The sequence below is a fragment of the Allomuricauda sp. TY007 genome (genome assembly GCF_010468565.1).
Taxonomy (GTDB): domain Bacteria; phylum Bacteroidota; class Bacteroidia; order Flavobacteriales; family Flavobacteriaceae; genus Flagellimonas.
Map to the genome: position 1 here is coordinate 190,613 of NZ_WUEG01000003.1, position 16,345 is coordinate 206,957.

The 16,345-nt window shown below is 40.7% G+C and carries 15 protein-coding genes; 8 read left to right on the plus strand and 7 right to left on the minus strand.

The features are described 5' to 3' along the window. Positions 1–56 precede the first annotated feature (56 nt). Positions 57–1,529, plus strand: coding sequence for a glycosyltransferase family 39 protein (locus GO009_RS04255; protein WP_313790199.1), 1,473 nt, complete (start codon positions 57–59; stop codon positions 1,527–1,529). 322 nt (positions 1,530–1,851) lie between these two features. Further along, on the plus strand, positions 1,852–3,378 hold the full coding sequence (locus tag GO009_RS17600) for a glycosyltransferase family 39 protein (RefSeq protein ID WP_262886992.1): 1,527 nt from the start codon (positions 1,852–1,854) through the stop codon (positions 3,376–3,378). A 195-nt stretch (positions 3,379–3,573) separates the two neighbouring features. Here the strand turns inward: GO009_RS17600 and GO009_RS04265 are convergent, their stop codons facing one another. Beyond that, on the minus strand, positions 3,574–3,960 hold the full coding sequence (locus GO009_RS04265; RefSeq protein WP_163624975.1) for a DUF2007 domain-containing protein: 387 nt from the start codon (positions 3,958–3,960) through the stop codon (positions 3,574–3,576). 202 nt (positions 3,961–4,162) lie between these two features. Here GO009_RS04265 and GO009_RS04270 point away from each other — a divergent pair, with 202 nt between their 5' ends. Both GO009_RS04270 and GO009_RS04275 read left to right on the plus strand, forming a co-directional pair. Next, a complete protein-coding gene (locus tag GO009_RS04270; protein ID WP_163624976.1) occupies positions 4,163–5,959 on the plus strand; it encodes a M61 family metallopeptidase in 1,797 nt (598 codons plus the stop codon). A gap of 27 nt (positions 5,960–5,986) precedes the next feature. Further along, positions 5,987–6,490: a GNAT family N-acetyltransferase gene (locus GO009_RS04275; RefSeq protein ID WP_239057382.1), complete on the plus strand. Its 504-nt coding sequence runs from the start codon at positions 5,987–5,989 to the stop codon at positions 6,488–6,490. A 149-nt stretch (positions 6,491–6,639) separates the two neighbouring features. Here GO009_RS04275 and GO009_RS04280 read toward each other — a convergent pair whose 3' ends face one another. After that, positions 6,640–6,879 (minus strand): helix-turn-helix domain-containing protein, encoded by a 240-nt coding sequence (locus GO009_RS04280; protein WP_293165782.1) that lies wholly within the window; start codon positions 6,877–6,879, stop codon positions 6,640–6,642. Positions 6,880–6,995: 116 nt separating this feature from the next. On the opposite strand from GO009_RS04280, the gene GO009_RS04285 reads away from it, so the two are divergent. Beyond that, on the plus strand, positions 6,996–7,427 hold the full coding sequence (locus tag GO009_RS04285; protein WP_163624978.1) for a hypothetical protein: 432 nt from the start codon (positions 6,996–6,998) through the stop codon (positions 7,425–7,427). 171 nt (positions 7,428–7,598) lie between these two features. Here the strand turns inward: GO009_RS04285 and GO009_RS04290 are convergent, their stop codons facing one another. From GO009_RS04290 to panC, 5 genes are all read right to left on the minus strand, one after another. Continuing rightward, positions 7,599–8,159: a transposase gene (locus GO009_RS04290; RefSeq protein WP_163624979.1), complete on the minus strand. Its 561-nt coding sequence runs from the start codon at positions 8,157–8,159 to the stop codon at positions 7,599–7,601. Between the two features lie 137 nt (positions 8,160–8,296). Further along, on the minus strand, positions 8,297–9,439 hold the full coding sequence (locus GO009_RS04295) for an alpha/beta hydrolase (protein WP_163624980.1): 1,143 nt from the start codon (positions 9,437–9,439) through the stop codon (positions 8,297–8,299). A 25-nt stretch (positions 9,440–9,464) separates the two neighbouring features. Next, positions 9,465–10,430: a lysylphosphatidylglycerol synthase transmembrane domain-containing protein gene (locus GO009_RS04300; RefSeq protein ID WP_163624981.1), complete on the minus strand. Its 966-nt coding sequence runs from the start codon at positions 10,428–10,430 to the stop codon at positions 9,465–9,467. A gap of 3 nt (positions 10,431–10,433) precedes the next feature. Continuing rightward, positions 10,434–10,784, minus strand: a complete 351-nt coding sequence (gene panD, locus GO009_RS04305) for an aspartate 1-decarboxylase (RefSeq protein ID WP_127137328.1) — start codon at positions 10,782–10,784, stop codon at positions 10,434–10,436. A 12-nt stretch (positions 10,785–10,796) separates the two neighbouring features. Continuing rightward, positions 10,797–11,645, minus strand: coding sequence for a pantoate--beta-alanine ligase (panC, locus tag GO009_RS04310; protein ID WP_163624982.1), 849 nt, complete (start codon positions 11,643–11,645; stop codon positions 10,797–10,799). A 102-nt stretch (positions 11,646–11,747) separates the two neighbouring features. Here panC and GO009_RS04315 point away from each other — a divergent pair, with 102 nt between their 5' ends. From GO009_RS04315 to glmS, 3 genes are all read left to right on the plus strand, one after another. Further along, positions 11,748–12,557: a glycogen/starch synthase gene (locus tag GO009_RS04315; protein WP_163624983.1), complete on the plus strand. Its 810-nt coding sequence runs from the start codon at positions 11,748–11,750 to the stop codon at positions 12,555–12,557. Between the two features lie 5 nt (positions 12,558–12,562). Beyond that, positions 12,563–14,371, plus strand: a complete 1,809-nt coding sequence (locus GO009_RS04320; RefSeq protein ID WP_163624984.1) for a DUF4270 domain-containing protein — start codon at positions 12,563–12,565, stop codon at positions 14,369–14,371. A 126-nt stretch (positions 14,372–14,497) separates the two neighbouring features. Beyond that, positions 14,498–16,345, plus strand: a complete 1,848-nt coding sequence (gene glmS, locus GO009_RS04325; RefSeq protein WP_163624985.1) for a glutamine--fructose-6-phosphate transaminase (isomerizing) — start codon at positions 14,498–14,500, stop codon at positions 16,343–16,345.

Consider the following 16,345-nt stretch of genomic DNA (forward strand, 5'->3'; position numbering starts at 1 on the left):
CAAATTTATCTATATTGCAACTATGATAATCAACGACCAAAAAGCTGAATACCGCCGTGCTTAAAAAATTACGTTCTCCGAGGTATCAAGATTTGGACTGGAAAACGGCCCTCTTTGTTTTGGTCATAGTCGCTGTCTTTATCCGTTTTCCTTTCTTTTTTAGGGATTATGTGGATCGCGATGAAAGTACTTTTATACTAATGGGACAGTCTTGGGTGAACGGACATTTGCCCTACACTCAGCTTTGGGACCTAAAACCGCCTATTACTTTCCTTTATTTTGCCATCATCATAAAACTATTTGGAAAAAGTTTTTTTGCCATCCGGCTTTTTGGTTCGGTCATGGTTGCTATAACAGCTTTGTTCACCTATGGTATCGCCATCAAAATCACTACAAAAAAAGTGGCGTTCTGGACCGCTATCTTTTGTCTGTTTTTCCAAAGTCTCTTCGGGAGCCTGCAGGGGGTAATGTCCGAACACATTTGCACCTTCTTTTTTGTGGCAGCCCTATATATTTTGGTTCATAAAACCGATGCGAAATGGTTCTTTACCTCAGGGCTGTTGTTGGGCCTGTCCGTGATGACGAAGTTGAACATGGCCTATCCCGTTTTCTGTTTGGGACTTTACTTTTTGTGGGAAGGATTTTATGAAAACCATCCATGGAAAAACATTAAAAATCTGGTGTTTATGGGCGCAGGTTTTTTTGTGACCATTTCATGCACGGCAATTCCATATTACCTTCAAGGAGATACCCAAATTTGGTGGAAATCCATTGTCGAAGCTCCCTTGGCCTATTCTGAAGGTAAATTTCATTCTCCTTGGAAAACATTGCCTTATGTTGGGACTATAGCCATACTTTTAGGGTCAGGCTATTATTTTAAATTAATTGATTGGAAGTCAAAAAAATTGCAATTGTTGACTGTTGTTGTGGTCGGGATTTTAATCTCTTACATACAGGCAGGCAAAGTGAACGGGCATTATTTAATCCAGTTGTATCCTTTTATTTTGATTCCCTTGGCAATGGCTGTGGCCAAACTGCCCCTTATCACTAAAAAGTATCGGCCTTTGATTATTGCCTTACTGATTTTAATCCCCATGGAATCTTATCTGGAATATGCCAACATCATTTCAAATAAGGTACAAAAAGCGTCTTTTTATAATGGAGAGGGCATTGATGTTCCAAGATATATTGAGGAACATGAGCTTGAAACAAAGAACATTTTTTTTACTGAATACCACATTGGGTATTGGGTACTGGGAGTAAATCCGCCTACCAAAGCCGCTACGCACCCGAGCAATATTACCCGTGAAGAGTTATTTCCGTACATGGATAATCCGAGAAAAACCGGTATTGAAGAATTAAAATACATCATGGAGGTTGTCCGGCCCAAAGTCTTGGTAGCTAGGGAGGGCAAGAAAATTTTTGATAAAAAATTGGTGGAATACAACACCTATATTGATGCTTATCTTGAAAAGCATTATAAATTAAGGGCAACTGTTGGTCGTGGCCTTATCTATCAACGGTTATAAAAACCTACTTCCCTTTAATACTTCCAAATAATATATCTGAAGTTTTTCCGTTGAAGATATGGGTTACCTTGGTTGCCCGCAGCATATTTATTGCCCCATTACTTTTTACCAGACAGGTTACCCATCCAATTTTGGAGTTGTCTAATACCAAATCTTATATGCTGCGATGGTCAAGAACCTGTTTTCCCTTCTCAATAAGGGAACCTTTTTCACAATTATATCCTTATCCTTTCTTATACTTTATGTTGTCTCCCTCTTTCTCAATTTAGGGGTCGCTCCTTTTTACAATGAAGAGCCCAGGCGATCCATAATCGCCATGGAGATGCTGTCCAATAAAAATTTTGTGGTGACCACACTTTTCAATGATGTGTTTTACGACCATCCTCCCTTATGGAATATAATTTTGGCAGGGAGTTCCTGGTTATTTGGAACCGATACCGAATTTGCATTTAGGTTTCCCTCTGCATTATCATTGCTCTTGACTGGTATTCTGGTCTATTTTATAGGCAAAAAATATGTAGGACATGTATTCGGTACTGTTTCGGCCTTTTTATACATGGTTTCCATAGACCTCTATTTTTTCTTTTCCAACACGGCTGAAATCGACATCTTTTTTTCCTTGCTCATCTTGGCAAGCATTATGGGAATTTATCACTTTTATGAACAAAAGAAGTTTGTTTCCCTATATCTGTACGCCTACTTTTTCTGCTTTTTGGGTTTTTTGACTAAAGGTGTCGTCTCTTTGGTTTTTTTGGGTATATCCCTGTTGGTGTTCTTTATTTATAAGAAAGATTATAAAAAACTGTTTCTCCCTGTGCATTTTCTCTCCATATTTCTTTGTTTGGGAGGCATTGCAGTATTCTTTTATGTTTATGGGCAGTATGATGATGTTTATGCATACATGGAGGGAATGTGGAGAATTACACGAAACAAATCATTCTTGGACGAACAAAACAATGCCTTTCTCTCCCACTTTTTATGGTTTCCATTAAATATGCTTGGGAACCTTTTTCCTGCCACCTTACTTATTCCCTTTTTGTTCAAAAAATCAGTCATTTTGAAAATCAAGGAAAACCCTTATATAATCTTCTTGATCTCGATTTTCTTTTCAAACTTTATCATTTACTGGTTGTCGCCAGGAGCTAAAGCACGATACACTTATATGTTTTATCCCATGCTTATCAGTATCTTAACCTTTGCCTTTTTGATAGAGAAACATAAAAAAGGATGGAAAACGAAATTACTCTTTGGCGTCTTGTCCGCCATATCATTGTTACTTGGTGTAAGTTGTTTTATTCTCCCTTTTATTGATCATTTGGATACGGTAAAAGGAGTGACTTTCTTTGGTATTCTCTTTGGGTTTGGTGGGTTAATCTTATTCCTATTGCAACTAAAAACATATAACATGTGGAACAGGTTAGTCTTTGGATTAATGGGAATTGTAATGTTTAAATTAGTATTCTCACTTACTGTTTACCCATTAAAGCAACAGAAAAGCTCTTCATCCTCCTTCAAAAAACATGCTAAAAACATTTTGGGAATAACAAAAGACTCTCCTATTTATCTGTTTTCAGAGTTAGGCTTCTTCGGTCATCACGAAATTGGAAAATTTTATACAACAGGAGCCTATTTGGAACTTTTGGGAAATCAAATCCCTAAAAAAACCTCATCCTATAAAGAAAAGGGGTATTATATTCTTCATAAGGAAGAATTAAAAGGGCAAAAGGTTTTATATACTATTGATAATCGGACAAGCTGCCTTGTATTGATTAAAAATGAAGAAGAGCATGCTGAAACTTGGTCGCATATTCCAGAATTACCACCTTATCAAAGCGAGGCTCTTCGTTGATCCTCCCCAAAAAGGCAACCTTTGTTTTTATCAGGATGACTTCCTCGGTTGTAGGGTGTTCATCACCACTGAAAATGATGTCTATTTCAATTTTTTTCTGCTGTTGTTTTTCAATAATCCACCTGTAACAATTCCTCCACAATGGCCGATGCGAACTTTTTCCTACTTCTGTTGAGGTCCCGGTTATAAATAGTTTCATCTAATGGGTCTGGTAATAAAATTGCACTGCATGCATTGATACTTTCTGGGCTCAAAGAAAGGAAACAGTTTATAGAAGACGGTGCTCCGAGAATAATAAATTTCGGATTTCGTCGCTTTACAGTTCGGGCAGACAACAGGATTGCCAAAATTGTCGGTGGCGTAATTGCGGACTTCATCAAAAATTTCCTTGGCCCGTTCCTTATCGGTTGAATACACCTGAAGCTTTACACCTCCCAAAGCTGCGCTGATCAAAGGGTCCGAATTGATAGTAGCTTCATCCCTCAAAAAAACAGGGATGCCCTCCGCTTCCAATTTGCCTTTGATAACCACAGCGTCTGCAGGAAACTCAAATGTCCCCAACGTATGAAATTCGGTTTTCATGCTTCCATATATTTTTTGAGCGTTTGCAATACGCTTGAATTTTTTTTGCATTGAAGACGTACAGATATAACCGCAATCGCTCAATTTCTTGTTAAAATAGTCGATATTTTCAAATAGTTACTGAAAAAAGTTCCCTATAACGCAAATGTAGTACTTACGCTGATTATACAGTATCTTAGTTGCTCTTAAACCTATTCTAAAAATGAAATTTACCCTTTCTTTTCTAGCACTATTTACCGGATTATGGATGACGGCCCAAACGAATACTTACAAAATTTCCTTTGACAATGCCGTCCATCACGAAGCAGTTGTTGAAGCTACTTTTCCCGACTTAACTTCGGATACCGTGGAGTTTCGGATGAGCAGGACCTCCCCTGGACGCTATGCACTTCATGAATTCGCCAAAAACGTTTACGGATTTGAGGCTACGGACAGTAAAGGAAACGCTTTGACCGTTACCCGTCCCAACCCCTACGCCTGGGAGGTCAGCGGACATGATGGCACCATCAACATCAAATACATTTTGTTTGCCAACCGTGGTGGGGGCACCTATTCGCAAGTGGATGAAACACATGCCCACCTAAATATTCCAGCAACCTTCATGTTTGCACCTGAATTGAGCGAGCGCAAGATTGAAGTGACCTTTAACGCCCGTGAAGATTTGGATTGGAAAGTGGCAACGCAGCTTCCTTTGGTCTCGGGCACTACCTATTCGGCCCCGAACCTTTATTATTTTATGGACAGCCCTACGGAGATCAGCAACTACATGCTGCGATCTTTTGAGGTGGACGGAAAAACGATCAACCTTGCTCTGCACCACAACGGAACCGAAGCAGAAGCCGATGAATATTTTGAAAAGGTGAAAAAGGTAGTGCTGGCGGAAAAAGAGGTTTACGACGAACTTCCTGATTTTGATTATGGGAATTACACCTTTCTTGCCTGTTATATCCCCAATGCCTCTGGTGATGGTATGGAACATCGCAACTCTACTATATTGACCAGTACCCGTAGCTTGGCCGATGGAGGTATGGAACGTAATATCGGGACGGTATCCCACGAATTTTTTCATGCGTGGAATGTGGAGCGTATCCGTCCGAAAACTCTGGAACCTTTTGATTTTGAAGAAGCCAATATGAGCGGTGCGCTTTGGTTTGCCGAAGGTTTTACCAGTTACTATACTGGCTTGATTTTATGTAGAGCGGGACTTTCCACCCCAAAAGACTACGTAGGGGGATTGGCAGGAACCTTCAATTATGTTTGGAACTCACCAGCTCGACAATTTTTCAACCCAATTGAAATGAGTTTCCAAGCTCCATTTGTAGATGCGGCTACCTCGGTAGACCCTGTCAATCGTGAAAATATGTTCATTTCCTACTATTCCTACGGAAGTGTTTTGGGCCTGGCCTTAGATTTATCGCTTCGTGAAAAAGGGTTGAACCTGGATGATTTTATGAAGCTCGTCTGGAAAAAATACGGTAAAACCGAAATTCCCTATACCATCCAAAACCTTCATGATGCCTTAAATGAATACGCTGACAAATCTTTTGGGGACGAGTTCTTCAATAATTACATCTACAAAAGTGAAATGCCCGACTACAAAAAACTTATGGAGTCCGTTGGGGTTGTGTTGGAACAACCTGAAACTTCTCCTTATTTTGGTGCGTATGTTTCCATGAGTGCGGATAAATCTGGCTATATGATTCTCAGAAACACAAAAATGGGGAGTCCGGCATACAAGGCTGGTCTGGATAATGGGGATGTAATTTTAAACATCAATGACAAACCTTTCACAGAAGAGCAATCTTTTGATGATTACTTAAAACAGTTTACGATAGGTGAAATTTTAACCGTCAACTTTACCCGATATGGCGAGCAAAAATCTACGGAACTGGTATTAACACCCAACCCTGATTATTCTTTTAGTTTGATGGAGAACAAGGATAAAAAACCGTCCAAAAAGATGCTGGAACAGCGCAAAGGGTGGCTTAAAGTGGAATAGATGGTCGTTTACAAACAAGCGGAATCTTTGAAAGAACTAGAGCAGATTCTAGACCTTCAGCAGCGTAATTTACCCAAAAATATAAGTCAAGAGGAAAGCACAAAAGAAGGTTTTGTGACTGTGGAACACACCTTGGGCCTTCTAAAATCCATGAACGATGTGTGCGGACACATCGTTGCGGTGGATGAAGGTCAAGTTGTGGGTTACGCCCTGTGCATGCACCCCCAATTTGCCGAAGATATCGAGGTGCTTCGCCCCATGTTCCTTGAAATTGATAAAGTTCTTAAAGGCAAGAGAAATTACATGGTGATGGGACAAATTTGCGTTGCCAAAAGCCATCGGGGACAGGGTGTTTTCCGAAAGTTGTATCAAACCATGAAAGAAAAATTGCCCGAGGGCTTTGATACCATTGTTACCGAAGTGGATGGAAAAAACAATAGATCTTTGGCCGCACACGCAGCGATTGGGTTTAAAACCTTGACCATATACCATTCGAGTGAAAAAGAATGGCACATAATTAGTTTGCAATAAGAAATCTTTCCAAATAAATTTTGGTTATCAAGGTAGGCTATAAATTAAACTCTGTTCCTAGCCGGAGCTTTCCCTTCGCTGGCGCAAGCATCATGCTTGTGCCTCCACTAAAGCTTCTATTTTAAACTCCAACCATAAAAGTAAAAAGATTACTCCCCAAACAAGAACAACTCATGCAACTGAACCTTGAGGGCCTTGGCTATTCGGTTAAGGGTAACAAGGCTGGTATTCCTCTCGGCACGCTCTATTCTTCCGATTTGATTTTTGGTCAAGTCTGCCTCAATCGAAAGTTGGAATTGAGACATTCCACTCTCTTTACGAAGTTGTCGGATTTTTTTACCAACAACTCCCATCACTTCCATATCTTCTTTTGTGTATTCTTTGAGCACATGCCAATTTGACTATTGTTTGGTAAAAATTAGACACCCACGATGGGGTATTTTAATTATTTTTTATATTATTGCTTAGGAAATTGCAGCAAACCCCTTCTATAATCCTTTTGACAATGGCCGACATACATGTATTGGGGGAAATCAGGCATTTTCTAAACCAAACCACGGTTACCACTTTGGAGCTAACATTTTCCTCTCTGGAAATCCACTCTGTTTTTAACGACAGATTGCTCCATGAGCTTACCAAGCCAAATGGCAAGATTCGTATTTATTACCAAAAACAACCAGAATCGGCCCAGATGGAAGTATTGGACAACCTGGTCTTTCAATTTTCTTTTGGTTTTATTTTACCCAATACAGCAACTGTTTACCAAAGTAATATGCTGCACCTTCCAAGACCGTTGATGGATGGTAAGCTATTATTGGATGCGGAGCAACTACTCTTGGAATTTATGATTCACACTCCAAACAAAGAGCACAAAATACTTGTAAAACATCGCTACACCCATATAGTGGAGATAAGTAAAGCATTGCCACACCCTTGACCTAACATGAAAAGCCACGAACTAAACGCCCATGGCCTCCCATTTTTACTGTTACTCATCATCAACGGCACGAGCCTAGAGGCTCGCGCTAGCGAATGACCATCAAAAATACTAATACCCGAAGTCTCCTCTCGTTGGCGCATGCATCATGCTTGTGCCTTCACTAAGCTTCTATTTTAAACTCCAACCATTATTATCTATTTTCAATACTGTTTCATCTTCGGCATAGTTCCTTGCACTGCTGTATTTCCAATCCACTGAATCTGTCACAAAACCTGCTTCTACGGGATTGTTGTGTATGTAGTCTATCTTTTGTTGTATAACCTTATCACTCCATAGCTCTATTGGTTTGTTGTGCTGTTGCCAAAATTGGTGCTGCTTCACATTGCTTTTCTTCTTTCCTGCCCTTTCAAACATTTCCAATAGCCATTCCTTTCGACTTTCCTGTGGGTTTTCGGCAATTGTCCGTATCAATTTTCGGGACGTATAACCTTTGAAATCCCTTATCAATCCGGATGGATCCCCCACTGCTGACCTGAAAACCAAATGTACATGACTGGGCATAAAACAATAGGCAAACACTTCCATTCCCTTTTCTGCCCGGCAATAGTTAATGCTTTGTTCCAAAACATTAAAATAAATCTGTCTGGTAAACACATCAATCCAATACACCGTTGCAAAGCTTATAAAGTAAACTGCCTCCTGATTATGGAACTTGTGTTTACGGCTCATCTATTTTATTGTTGTTCTTTTACTTTTTTCTGCACAACTCATACTTGGCACGAGCGTGACGCTCGCGCTAGCCACGGAGCTATAAATTAAACTCTGTTCCTAGCCGGAGCTTTCCAATTATCTAAACATTTAAAACTCTAATACCCGAAGTCTGCTTTGAGGGCATCAATTTTTTCGAGGGCCAAATCCTTGGTCAAAAAGTCGATTTCTTCCAATTGGAAGGCTTTTTCGAATGTTTTGAATGCTTTTTTGGGCTCTCCTATAAACTCGTAGTATTCTGCTTCAAAGTAAAAGCCCATCATGGTATCGGGATATTCCTTTTTGCAAAGATCGGCCAAAGGTTCCAGTGACTCGTAGTCTTCTTTTTTCAGACAGGCGGCATAAATGGCCATAATATCGTTGAGTTCCACTGGCTTCTCAAACCCGAATAGGTCTTCTATGGTTTGGTATCTATTCTCTAAATAATTGAAAACAGGTTCTTCAGAAGTAAGAATGTCTGATTTGTATTCGGCTGGTGTGATAGGCCTGTAGATGCTGAACACATTATCAAAAGCTTTGCTTATGCCATAAGCAGCAATGGAAGTGTGGTCTGCATTTTCGTATTCATCAAAAAAGTAGTGCAATGATTCTTTGGTGATGGAGTTGATGCTGGTGTTCATCTGAAGGATACGCTGTCTATCGTCCGTAGGCTGCTTTTCCACAATCAGATTGTAAAAAATCACTTGGTCCAGTTCAGATAAACGAGCAGGAACCCTGCTTTCCATTTCGGTAGCCATTACTGGGGATATGTTAATATATGAATTGAAAAGCGAACGCTCTTTGAACAAATAATAATTACCAAAATTAGCGGTGATATCGTACCCCACAAACATTTTGAAGGGTGCAATATTGTAACTCGTTTCTAGGTAGGGAATCAGTTCCGTGCCCAAGAATTCGTAGAACATTTTACCTTTCTCGGTCGGCAGGCCCGATACATCTTCGTATGCACAATCTTCCCATCTCAAGTCGTTTTGTAATTGATGAACGCCAACTACGATGGCTTCGGGCATACGGTCGAACCTACTTTGGAATTTTACGTTGGCCACAACAAGGTCGAACAGGTATTCCGCATCCAAAACCACGATGAGCGGGTATGTTTTTTCTTCGGTATAATCTTCAGGAAAATAATAGGATACATCTCTGCGCTCTTGTAGTTTGAAGGATTCAAAAATCTCCTTTTTTACTTGGGCACCTAGGTTCAAGCAGGTGAAGCCTATCAATAGCAATAGACATTTTTTCATTGGTTAAGTTTTACGCGGTTGGGGCTTACCGATTTCTATTCAATAACGGTAATACAATGAATGATATTGTACCAAAAACTACGACCATTAAGGTTTGTGCGATCCACATAATCCACCCAAATGCATCTCCAGAAACCGAGCTTATTCCGTAAATGCCCAAGGCCGCACTGACGGCAATAGGATACAGGCCTATTCCCCCATTGGTAGTGGACATAGCAAAGGCACCAGCTACGAAGGCTACCAGTAATTCACCTAGAGATAAAGGAATGGTCTCTTCCACGGTATATTTTATGACCCAGAACATACCAAAATAGGCGGCCCAGATAAACAGGGTGTGGAAAATGAACGGCCATTTGTTCTTCATTTTGAAAACGCTGAGTACGCCATCTTGCAATCCGTTGAGGAAACCTTTCAGTTTTAATGCCAGGGGCGATTTGGATTTACGGATGATGTATGATCCCAAAAAGAGTCCGACAATACCAAAAAGCAATATTCCGATGGCACCGATGATGTTCACTCCTCGTTCTTCGAGAAATCCGAGGATAAAATCAGTTTGTAGCACCAAGGTAATCATGATGATGGCCAGAAGCATCAAAAGGTCGATGACCCTCTCGGTGACTATGGTTCCAAACCCTTTTTCAAAAGGGACCTTCTCGTAAGTGGTGAGTGCGGTGGCCCTTAATATTTCACCTGAACGGGGTATTCCCAAGTTGGCAAAATAGGATATCAATACAATAAATATGGTGTTGACAGTCTTGGGCTTGTAGCCCATAGGTTCCAAGAGGTATTTCCAACGAACCGCTCTGGAAATATGGCTCAAAATCCCAATAATCACGGAAATGGTGACCCAAAATGGGCTTGCATTGGAAATATAATGGATAATCTGTTTTCGTTCTTCCGGTGTGGTAGAGTTGTAGGAGTACCAAACCAAAAACAACCCAACGGCAATGGGCACAAATATCTTAAGGAATTTTTTTAGGGATTTTCCCAAAATTTACTTGAGTAGATTGGTTTCCTCGTTGGGGAAGACCAATGCTGGATTAAATGTTTTTGCCTCTTCGATATCCATCCAAGCGTAGGTAATCAGGATCAATACATCTCCTACGGCCACTTTTCTGGCGGCGGCACCGTTCAGGGTCAACTCTCCGGAGTTTCTTGGACCGGGAATGGCGTAGGTTTCCAATCGCTCACCGTTGTTGTTGTTCACGATCTGCACTTTTTCGCCCCTAATAATGTTGGCGGCATCCATAAGGTCTTCGTCTATAGTGATGCTTCCAATATAGTTAAGGTCTGCCCCGGTAACTTTTACTCGGTGTATTTTAGATTTTACGACTTCTACTTGCATGGTGCAAAATTATCAATTCAATCTTAGATTATCAATTAAGCGAACGCCGTCTGCGTAAACGGCAATAAACGCCCTATATTTTTGGTTGTCCTGTATTTTTAAAGCCGGAGTCAATGTGTTCTCGTCGGCAATTTCAAAATACTCTAGATCAAACAAAGGGTGTTGCTCAAACTCGGATTTTACCCAATCCGCAATAACTATTGCACTTTTCGTGCCAAAATCGGCTTTGGCAGTTTGTAGCGTATCATGAATAAAACCAGCTTGTTCGCGGGTTTTTTTTGACAATCTCTCGTTACGGGAACTCATGGCCAAACCGTTTGGTTCTCTTTCAATGGGGCAACCTATAATCTGAAATGGCAATTTTTTGATCTCTGCCATTTTTCGGATAATCTGCAATTGTTGAAAGTCTTTTTCGCCAAAATAGGCTTTGTCGGGAGCTACTGTTCTGAGCAAAAGCTCCACAATGGTGCCTACACCGTCAAAATGACCTGCCCTGAACTCGCCTTCCATTACTTTGTCCAAACCATTAAAATCATAGGACTCGGAAGTAACATTTCCTTCATAGATCTCATCAACAGTGGGAGCAAACACCACAATATTGTCCGAAACCTGTTTCAAAAGCTCAATATCCTGCTCAAAAGTACGTGGATATTTATCCAAATCATCCTTTTTATCGAATTGTGTAGGGTTCACAAAAATGCTGACAACAACCAAATCATTTTCCGAAAGTGCTTTTTTTATCAAGGAGATATGACCGGTATGAAGCGCGCCCATAGTGGGTACAAGACCAATGGTGCGGTCTTTGTTGCGCTGCTCCAAGGTGAAGGCGTTGAGTTCTTTTTTACGGTCGAATATCTTCATATACAGGTACAAAAGGGTGCAAAAATACTATAAATACAGCTAATCAGCATAATTTTTGTACTTTTGCAGCTATGTTTTTCGGATAAACAAAAGAAAGTGTTTATGAATGGTAAAAAGGTATTGTTTGTATCTTCTGAATTAGTTCCCTACCTCCCAGAGAATCCTGTTTCCTTAATGTCGTACGAAGCACCTAGAATGGTGAACAGTAGCGGTGGACAAATCCGCATCTTTATGCCAAGGTACGGAAACATTAACGAAAGGAGGCATCAATTACATGAGGTAATACGTTTATCGGGGATGAACCTGGTGATCAACGACATGGATATGCCCTTGATCATAAAGGTGGCTTCTATACCAAAAGAGCGAATCCAAGTCTATTTTATAGACAACGACGAATATTTTAAAAGAAAGGCAACATTTGCCGATGCTGATGGAAATTTGTTTCCGGATAATGACGAGCGCGCGATATTCTTTGCAAAAGGAGTTGTAGAAACGGTAAAAAAATTGAACTGGTCCCCAGATATCATCCATGTGCACGGTTGGATGGCTTCCTTGGTGCCGCTTTACCTAAGAAAATACTATGCAGATGAACCTTTGTTCTCCGAAAGTAGAATTGTAACATCAGTATATGGTAAAGATTTTGAAGGAGAGCTCGATACTGCCATGATAGATAAAATAGCTTTTGATGGTATAGACAAAGAAGAAATTTCCGCACTGTCCCATCCCGAGTATAATAATTTGTTAAAGGTTGCCGTAGATCATTCCGATGCCGTTATTTTAGCCGCGGAGGATTTGTCCGATGACCTAAAAAGCCATATAGACAATCTTTCCGTACCTGTTTTGCCCTATGTTTCGCTTCAAGAAGCAGAAGAGGCTTACACAAATTTCTATAATACAGAGGTTTTAAAATAGATTTAATGAGATTTTCCAAGATTATCAAAGTTTCGGCACTGTTTGGAACTTTGTTTTTACTAATTGCCTCTTGTGAAGACGAATTGGACACCATAGGTGAAGGTGTTATTGCAGGAGAGCCTTTTACAACCGGTAAAGTCGAGTACGATGTGTTTGCCTACAACAAAGGCATTACTGCGGTACAGACCAATAAACTGCCATTGTACCAATTGGGCACCTTTAATGACCCTATATATGGACAGAGAAAGGCGAGCATTATTTCGCAGCTCCAATTGGCAACAACATCGCCGACATTTGGCGATATTTCCCAAGCAAAAGAGGATGAAGCGGATAACGATCAAGAGAACGAAACCGTAAAGGAGGTCTATTTGTACATACCTTTTCAAACGGCCCCTTCTCCCGATTCGGACGGAGATGGAGTTCCCGATGAGTTGGAAAAAAGCGATGATGACGTTGACGACCCCAATTCCGATTGGGACGGTGACGGGGTAACCGATAACCAAGAGCGGGTCCAAGGTTCAAACCCCTATGACCCCGATGAGGATGGAACTGAGGATAATTTTGTGTCAAACAATTATCCAAAGAAATTCGATTTGGACAGTATTTATGGCTATAGCAATGAAAACAGGACTTTTAATTTAGTTGTGTCAAGGTCGAACTACTTTCTTCGGGACTTGGATCCAAATTCTAATTTTCAACAGGCACAGGAATATTATTCCAATCAGGATTTTTCCAGCTTTATAGGGGAAACCTTATTCAGTGGAGAGGTAACCGTTGATAAAGAAGAAATTATTGTTGATTATAAGGAGGATGATCCGGACACCGAAGATGTTGATGAATCCACACAAGTAGATACGAAGCTCAATCCTGGTATCCGTGTAGAGCTAAACAAGGAGTTTTTCCAACAAAATATCTTGGACAAAGAAGGTCAGTCCGAGCTATTGAGCAGTTCCAATTTTAAAAATTTCCTACGGGGAGTACATTTATCGGGAACCGATATGGAGCAGTTAATGTTCTTGCTGGATTTGTCCGAAGCAAATATTACCATTACTTATACGTACGATGATTATGACTCCGAAACAGAGGAAGAAGTAACATCCGAAAAGGATTTTGTATTAAACTTTCTTGTGAGTTCCCAAACAGGCGTTACTGGAAATGCCGTAAATGTTTTTGAGAACGAAATGTTGCCACCAGAAGTAGCGAATGCCATGAACAGTGGAGAGAATGCTTCTAGAATATATGTAAAAGGCGGTGCCACACTTGCTGAGGTACGCTTATTTGAAGAAGTGGAAAACGGAGGGTCAAACATCATTAACCAGATCAAGCAGAACAATTGGGTAATCAACGAAGCCAATTTGGTATTCTATGTGGATCGTGAAACGTTGGGCGAATCGGTTGTAGAGCCACCGAGGCTTTATTTGTACAATGCAGAAACCAATCGACCCCTATTTGATGCATCTAATGAAGACCCAACAATTAATTCCGGTTCAAATCCGTTAAGGTACTTTCTAAATCACGATGGTCTTTTGGAAAAAGAAAACGACCGGGGCATAAAATATAAGATCCGTATTACGGAGCACATCAATAATATTATCGTCCGCGATTCTGCAAACGCCAAATTAGGGTTGACTTTGACCCCTAATATTAACATTATAGGTGTTCAAGAAGCGATTGGCAGCGATATGCAGGGAATTGATTACCCTGTTGCGGCAGCCATAAGTCCTTTGGGTACGGTTTTATATGGGAGCAATGTTTCCGATGGAGAGGAAAGTAAGAAACTTAAATTGGAAATTCACTACACCGAAGCCAATTAAAAGCACGAATTTATCGTAGTTTTTTGGGCGTTTATCGTTTTAAACAACCAGAACTGCATATTTTAACGTATACCTTTTAAATTTGATGACCAACCCCCAAATGGTTATTAACTAAAAAAAAATCTTATGTGTGGAATAGTTGGTTACATTGGTCATAGAAATGCCTATCCAGTTATAATAAAAGGTCTTCAAAGGCTGGAATATAGAGGGTACGATAGTGCCGGAGTTACCTTGTTCGATGGAGAGAACATCCATCTTGCCAAAACAAAAGGCAAAGTTGAAGATTTAAAAAACAAGGCCGAAGCTTCTATTCCCACTAAAGGAAAGTTGGGCTTGGGGCATACAAGGTGGGCGACCCATGGAGTTCCAAACGATGTAAATTCGCACCCCCATTACTCCAATTCAGGTGATTTGGTAATCATTCACAATGGAATCATAGAAAACTACGAGTCCATCAAACAGGCACTTATAAAAAGAGGGTACACTTTTCAATCGGATACAGATACCGAAGTACTTATCAACCTAATTGAAGAAGTCAAGAAAAAAGAAGGGGTAAAACTGGGGCACGCAGTTCAAATTGCATTGAACCAAGTTGTAGGGGCTTATGCCATCGCTGTTTTTGATAAAAACAAGCCCGATGAAATCGTGGTAGCCAAACTTGGTAGCCCGCTTGCCATTGGGATTGGGGAAAACGAATACTTTATTGCCTCGGATGCCTCACCGTTTATAGAATTTACCAACAACGCCGTTTACCTTGAAGACGAGGAAATGGCCATTGTAAGGATTGGCAAGGAAATCAAACTACGTAAAATAAAGGATGATTCCATTGCCTATCCAAACATTTTAGAACTACAGCTCAACCTGGAAGAAATAGAAAAGGGCGGGTACGACCACTTTATGCTCAAAGAAATTTATGAGCAGCCCAAAGCTATATTGGATACCTATAGGGGTCGTTTGTTGGCCGATAAGGGCATCATTAAAATGTCCGGCATCGATCAGAACCTGGAAAAACTCCTCAACGCCAACAGAATCATCATCGTAGCCTGCGGTACTTCGTGGCACGCTGGTTTGGTAGCAGAATATATTTTTGAGGACATGGCCAGGATACCTGTTGAGGTGGAATATGCCTCGGAATTCAGGTACCGTAACCCGGTAATTACCGAAAATGATGTGCTCATAGCCATTTCTCAATCAGGAGAAACAGCAGATACTTTGGCGGCCATTAAGCTGGCAAAAGAAAAAGGAGCTTTCGTATTCGGTGTGTGTAATGTTGTGGGGTCCTCCATTGCTAGGGAAACTCATGCAGGAGCATATACCCACGCAGGACCTGAAATTGGGGTGGCATCCACCAAGGCATTTACAACTCAGATTACGGTATTGACCCTGATTGCCTTGAAATTGGCGCAAGGAAAAGGAACCCTCTCTCAATCCAAGTACCATGAATACTTGGCAGAATTGGAAGCTGTACCGGCTAAAGTGGAAAAGGCATTATTGTCGAATACGCTAGTAGAAGAAATATCGGAAATCTATAAAGATTCGTCTAACTGCTTATATTTAGGTAGGGGGTATAATTTCCCAGTTGCATTGGAAGGCGCACTGAAATTGAAAGAGATTAGTTATATCCATGCAGAAGGCTATCCCGCTGCAGAGATGAAGCATGGACCCATTGCTTTGATCGATGAGCAAATGCCAGTTGTAGTAATTGCCACCAAAAAAGGCCACTACGAAAAAGTAGTAAGCAATATCCAGGAAATAAAATCCAGAAAAGGGCGAATCATCGCCATAGTAACAGAAGGTGACGAAACCGTAAAAGAATTGGCGGACCACGTAATCGAGGTTCCGGAAACTTCCGAAGGCCTTTCTCCGTTACTTACAACAATCCCCTTACAATTGCTTTCATACCATATCGCTGTAATGAGAGGTTGTAATGTAGATCAGCCAAGAAATTTGGCTAAATCCGTTACGGTAGAATAG

Excerpts from the sequence above, each read along its gene's own strand:
- GO009_RS17600 (WP_262886992.1), top strand. The coding sequence starts at position 1,852 with ATGCTGTCCAATAAAAATTTTGTGGTGACCACACTTTTCAATGATGTG.
- GO009_RS04290 (WP_163624979.1), bottom strand. The coding sequence starts at position 8,159 with ATGAGCCGTAAACACAAGTTCCATAATCAGGAGGCAGTTTACTTTATA.
- panC (WP_163624982.1), bottom strand. The coding sequence starts at position 11,645 with ATGAAGATATTCGACCGTAAAAAAGAACTCAACGCCTTCACCTTGGAG.
- GO009_RS04265 (WP_163624975.1), bottom strand. The coding sequence starts at position 3,960 with ATGAAAACCGAATTTCATACGTTGGGGACATTTGAGTTTCCTGCAGAC.
- panD (WP_127137328.1), bottom strand. The coding sequence starts at position 10,784 with ATGCAAGTAGAAGTCGTAAAATCTAAAATACACCGAGTAAAAGTTACC.
- GO009_RS04295 (WP_163624980.1), bottom strand. The coding sequence starts at position 9,439 with ATGAAAAAATGTCTATTGCTATTGATAGGCTTCACCTGCTTGAACCTA.
- GO009_RS04285 (WP_163624978.1), top strand. The coding sequence starts at position 6,996 with ATGGCCGACATACATGTATTGGGGGAAATCAGGCATTTTCTAAACCAA.
- glmS (WP_163624985.1), top strand. The coding sequence starts at position 14,498 with ATGTGTGGAATAGTTGGTTACATTGGTCATAGAAATGCCTATCCAGTT.
- GO009_RS04315 (WP_163624983.1), top strand. The coding sequence starts at position 11,748 with ATGAATGGTAAAAAGGTATTGTTTGTATCTTCTGAATTAGTTCCCTAC.
- GO009_RS04270 (WP_163624976.1), top strand. The coding sequence starts at position 4,163 with ATGAAATTTACCCTTTCTTTTCTAGCACTATTTACCGGATTATGGATG.
- GO009_RS04320 (WP_163624984.1), top strand. The coding sequence starts at position 12,563 with ATGAGATTTTCCAAGATTATCAAAGTTTCGGCACTGTTTGGAACTTTG.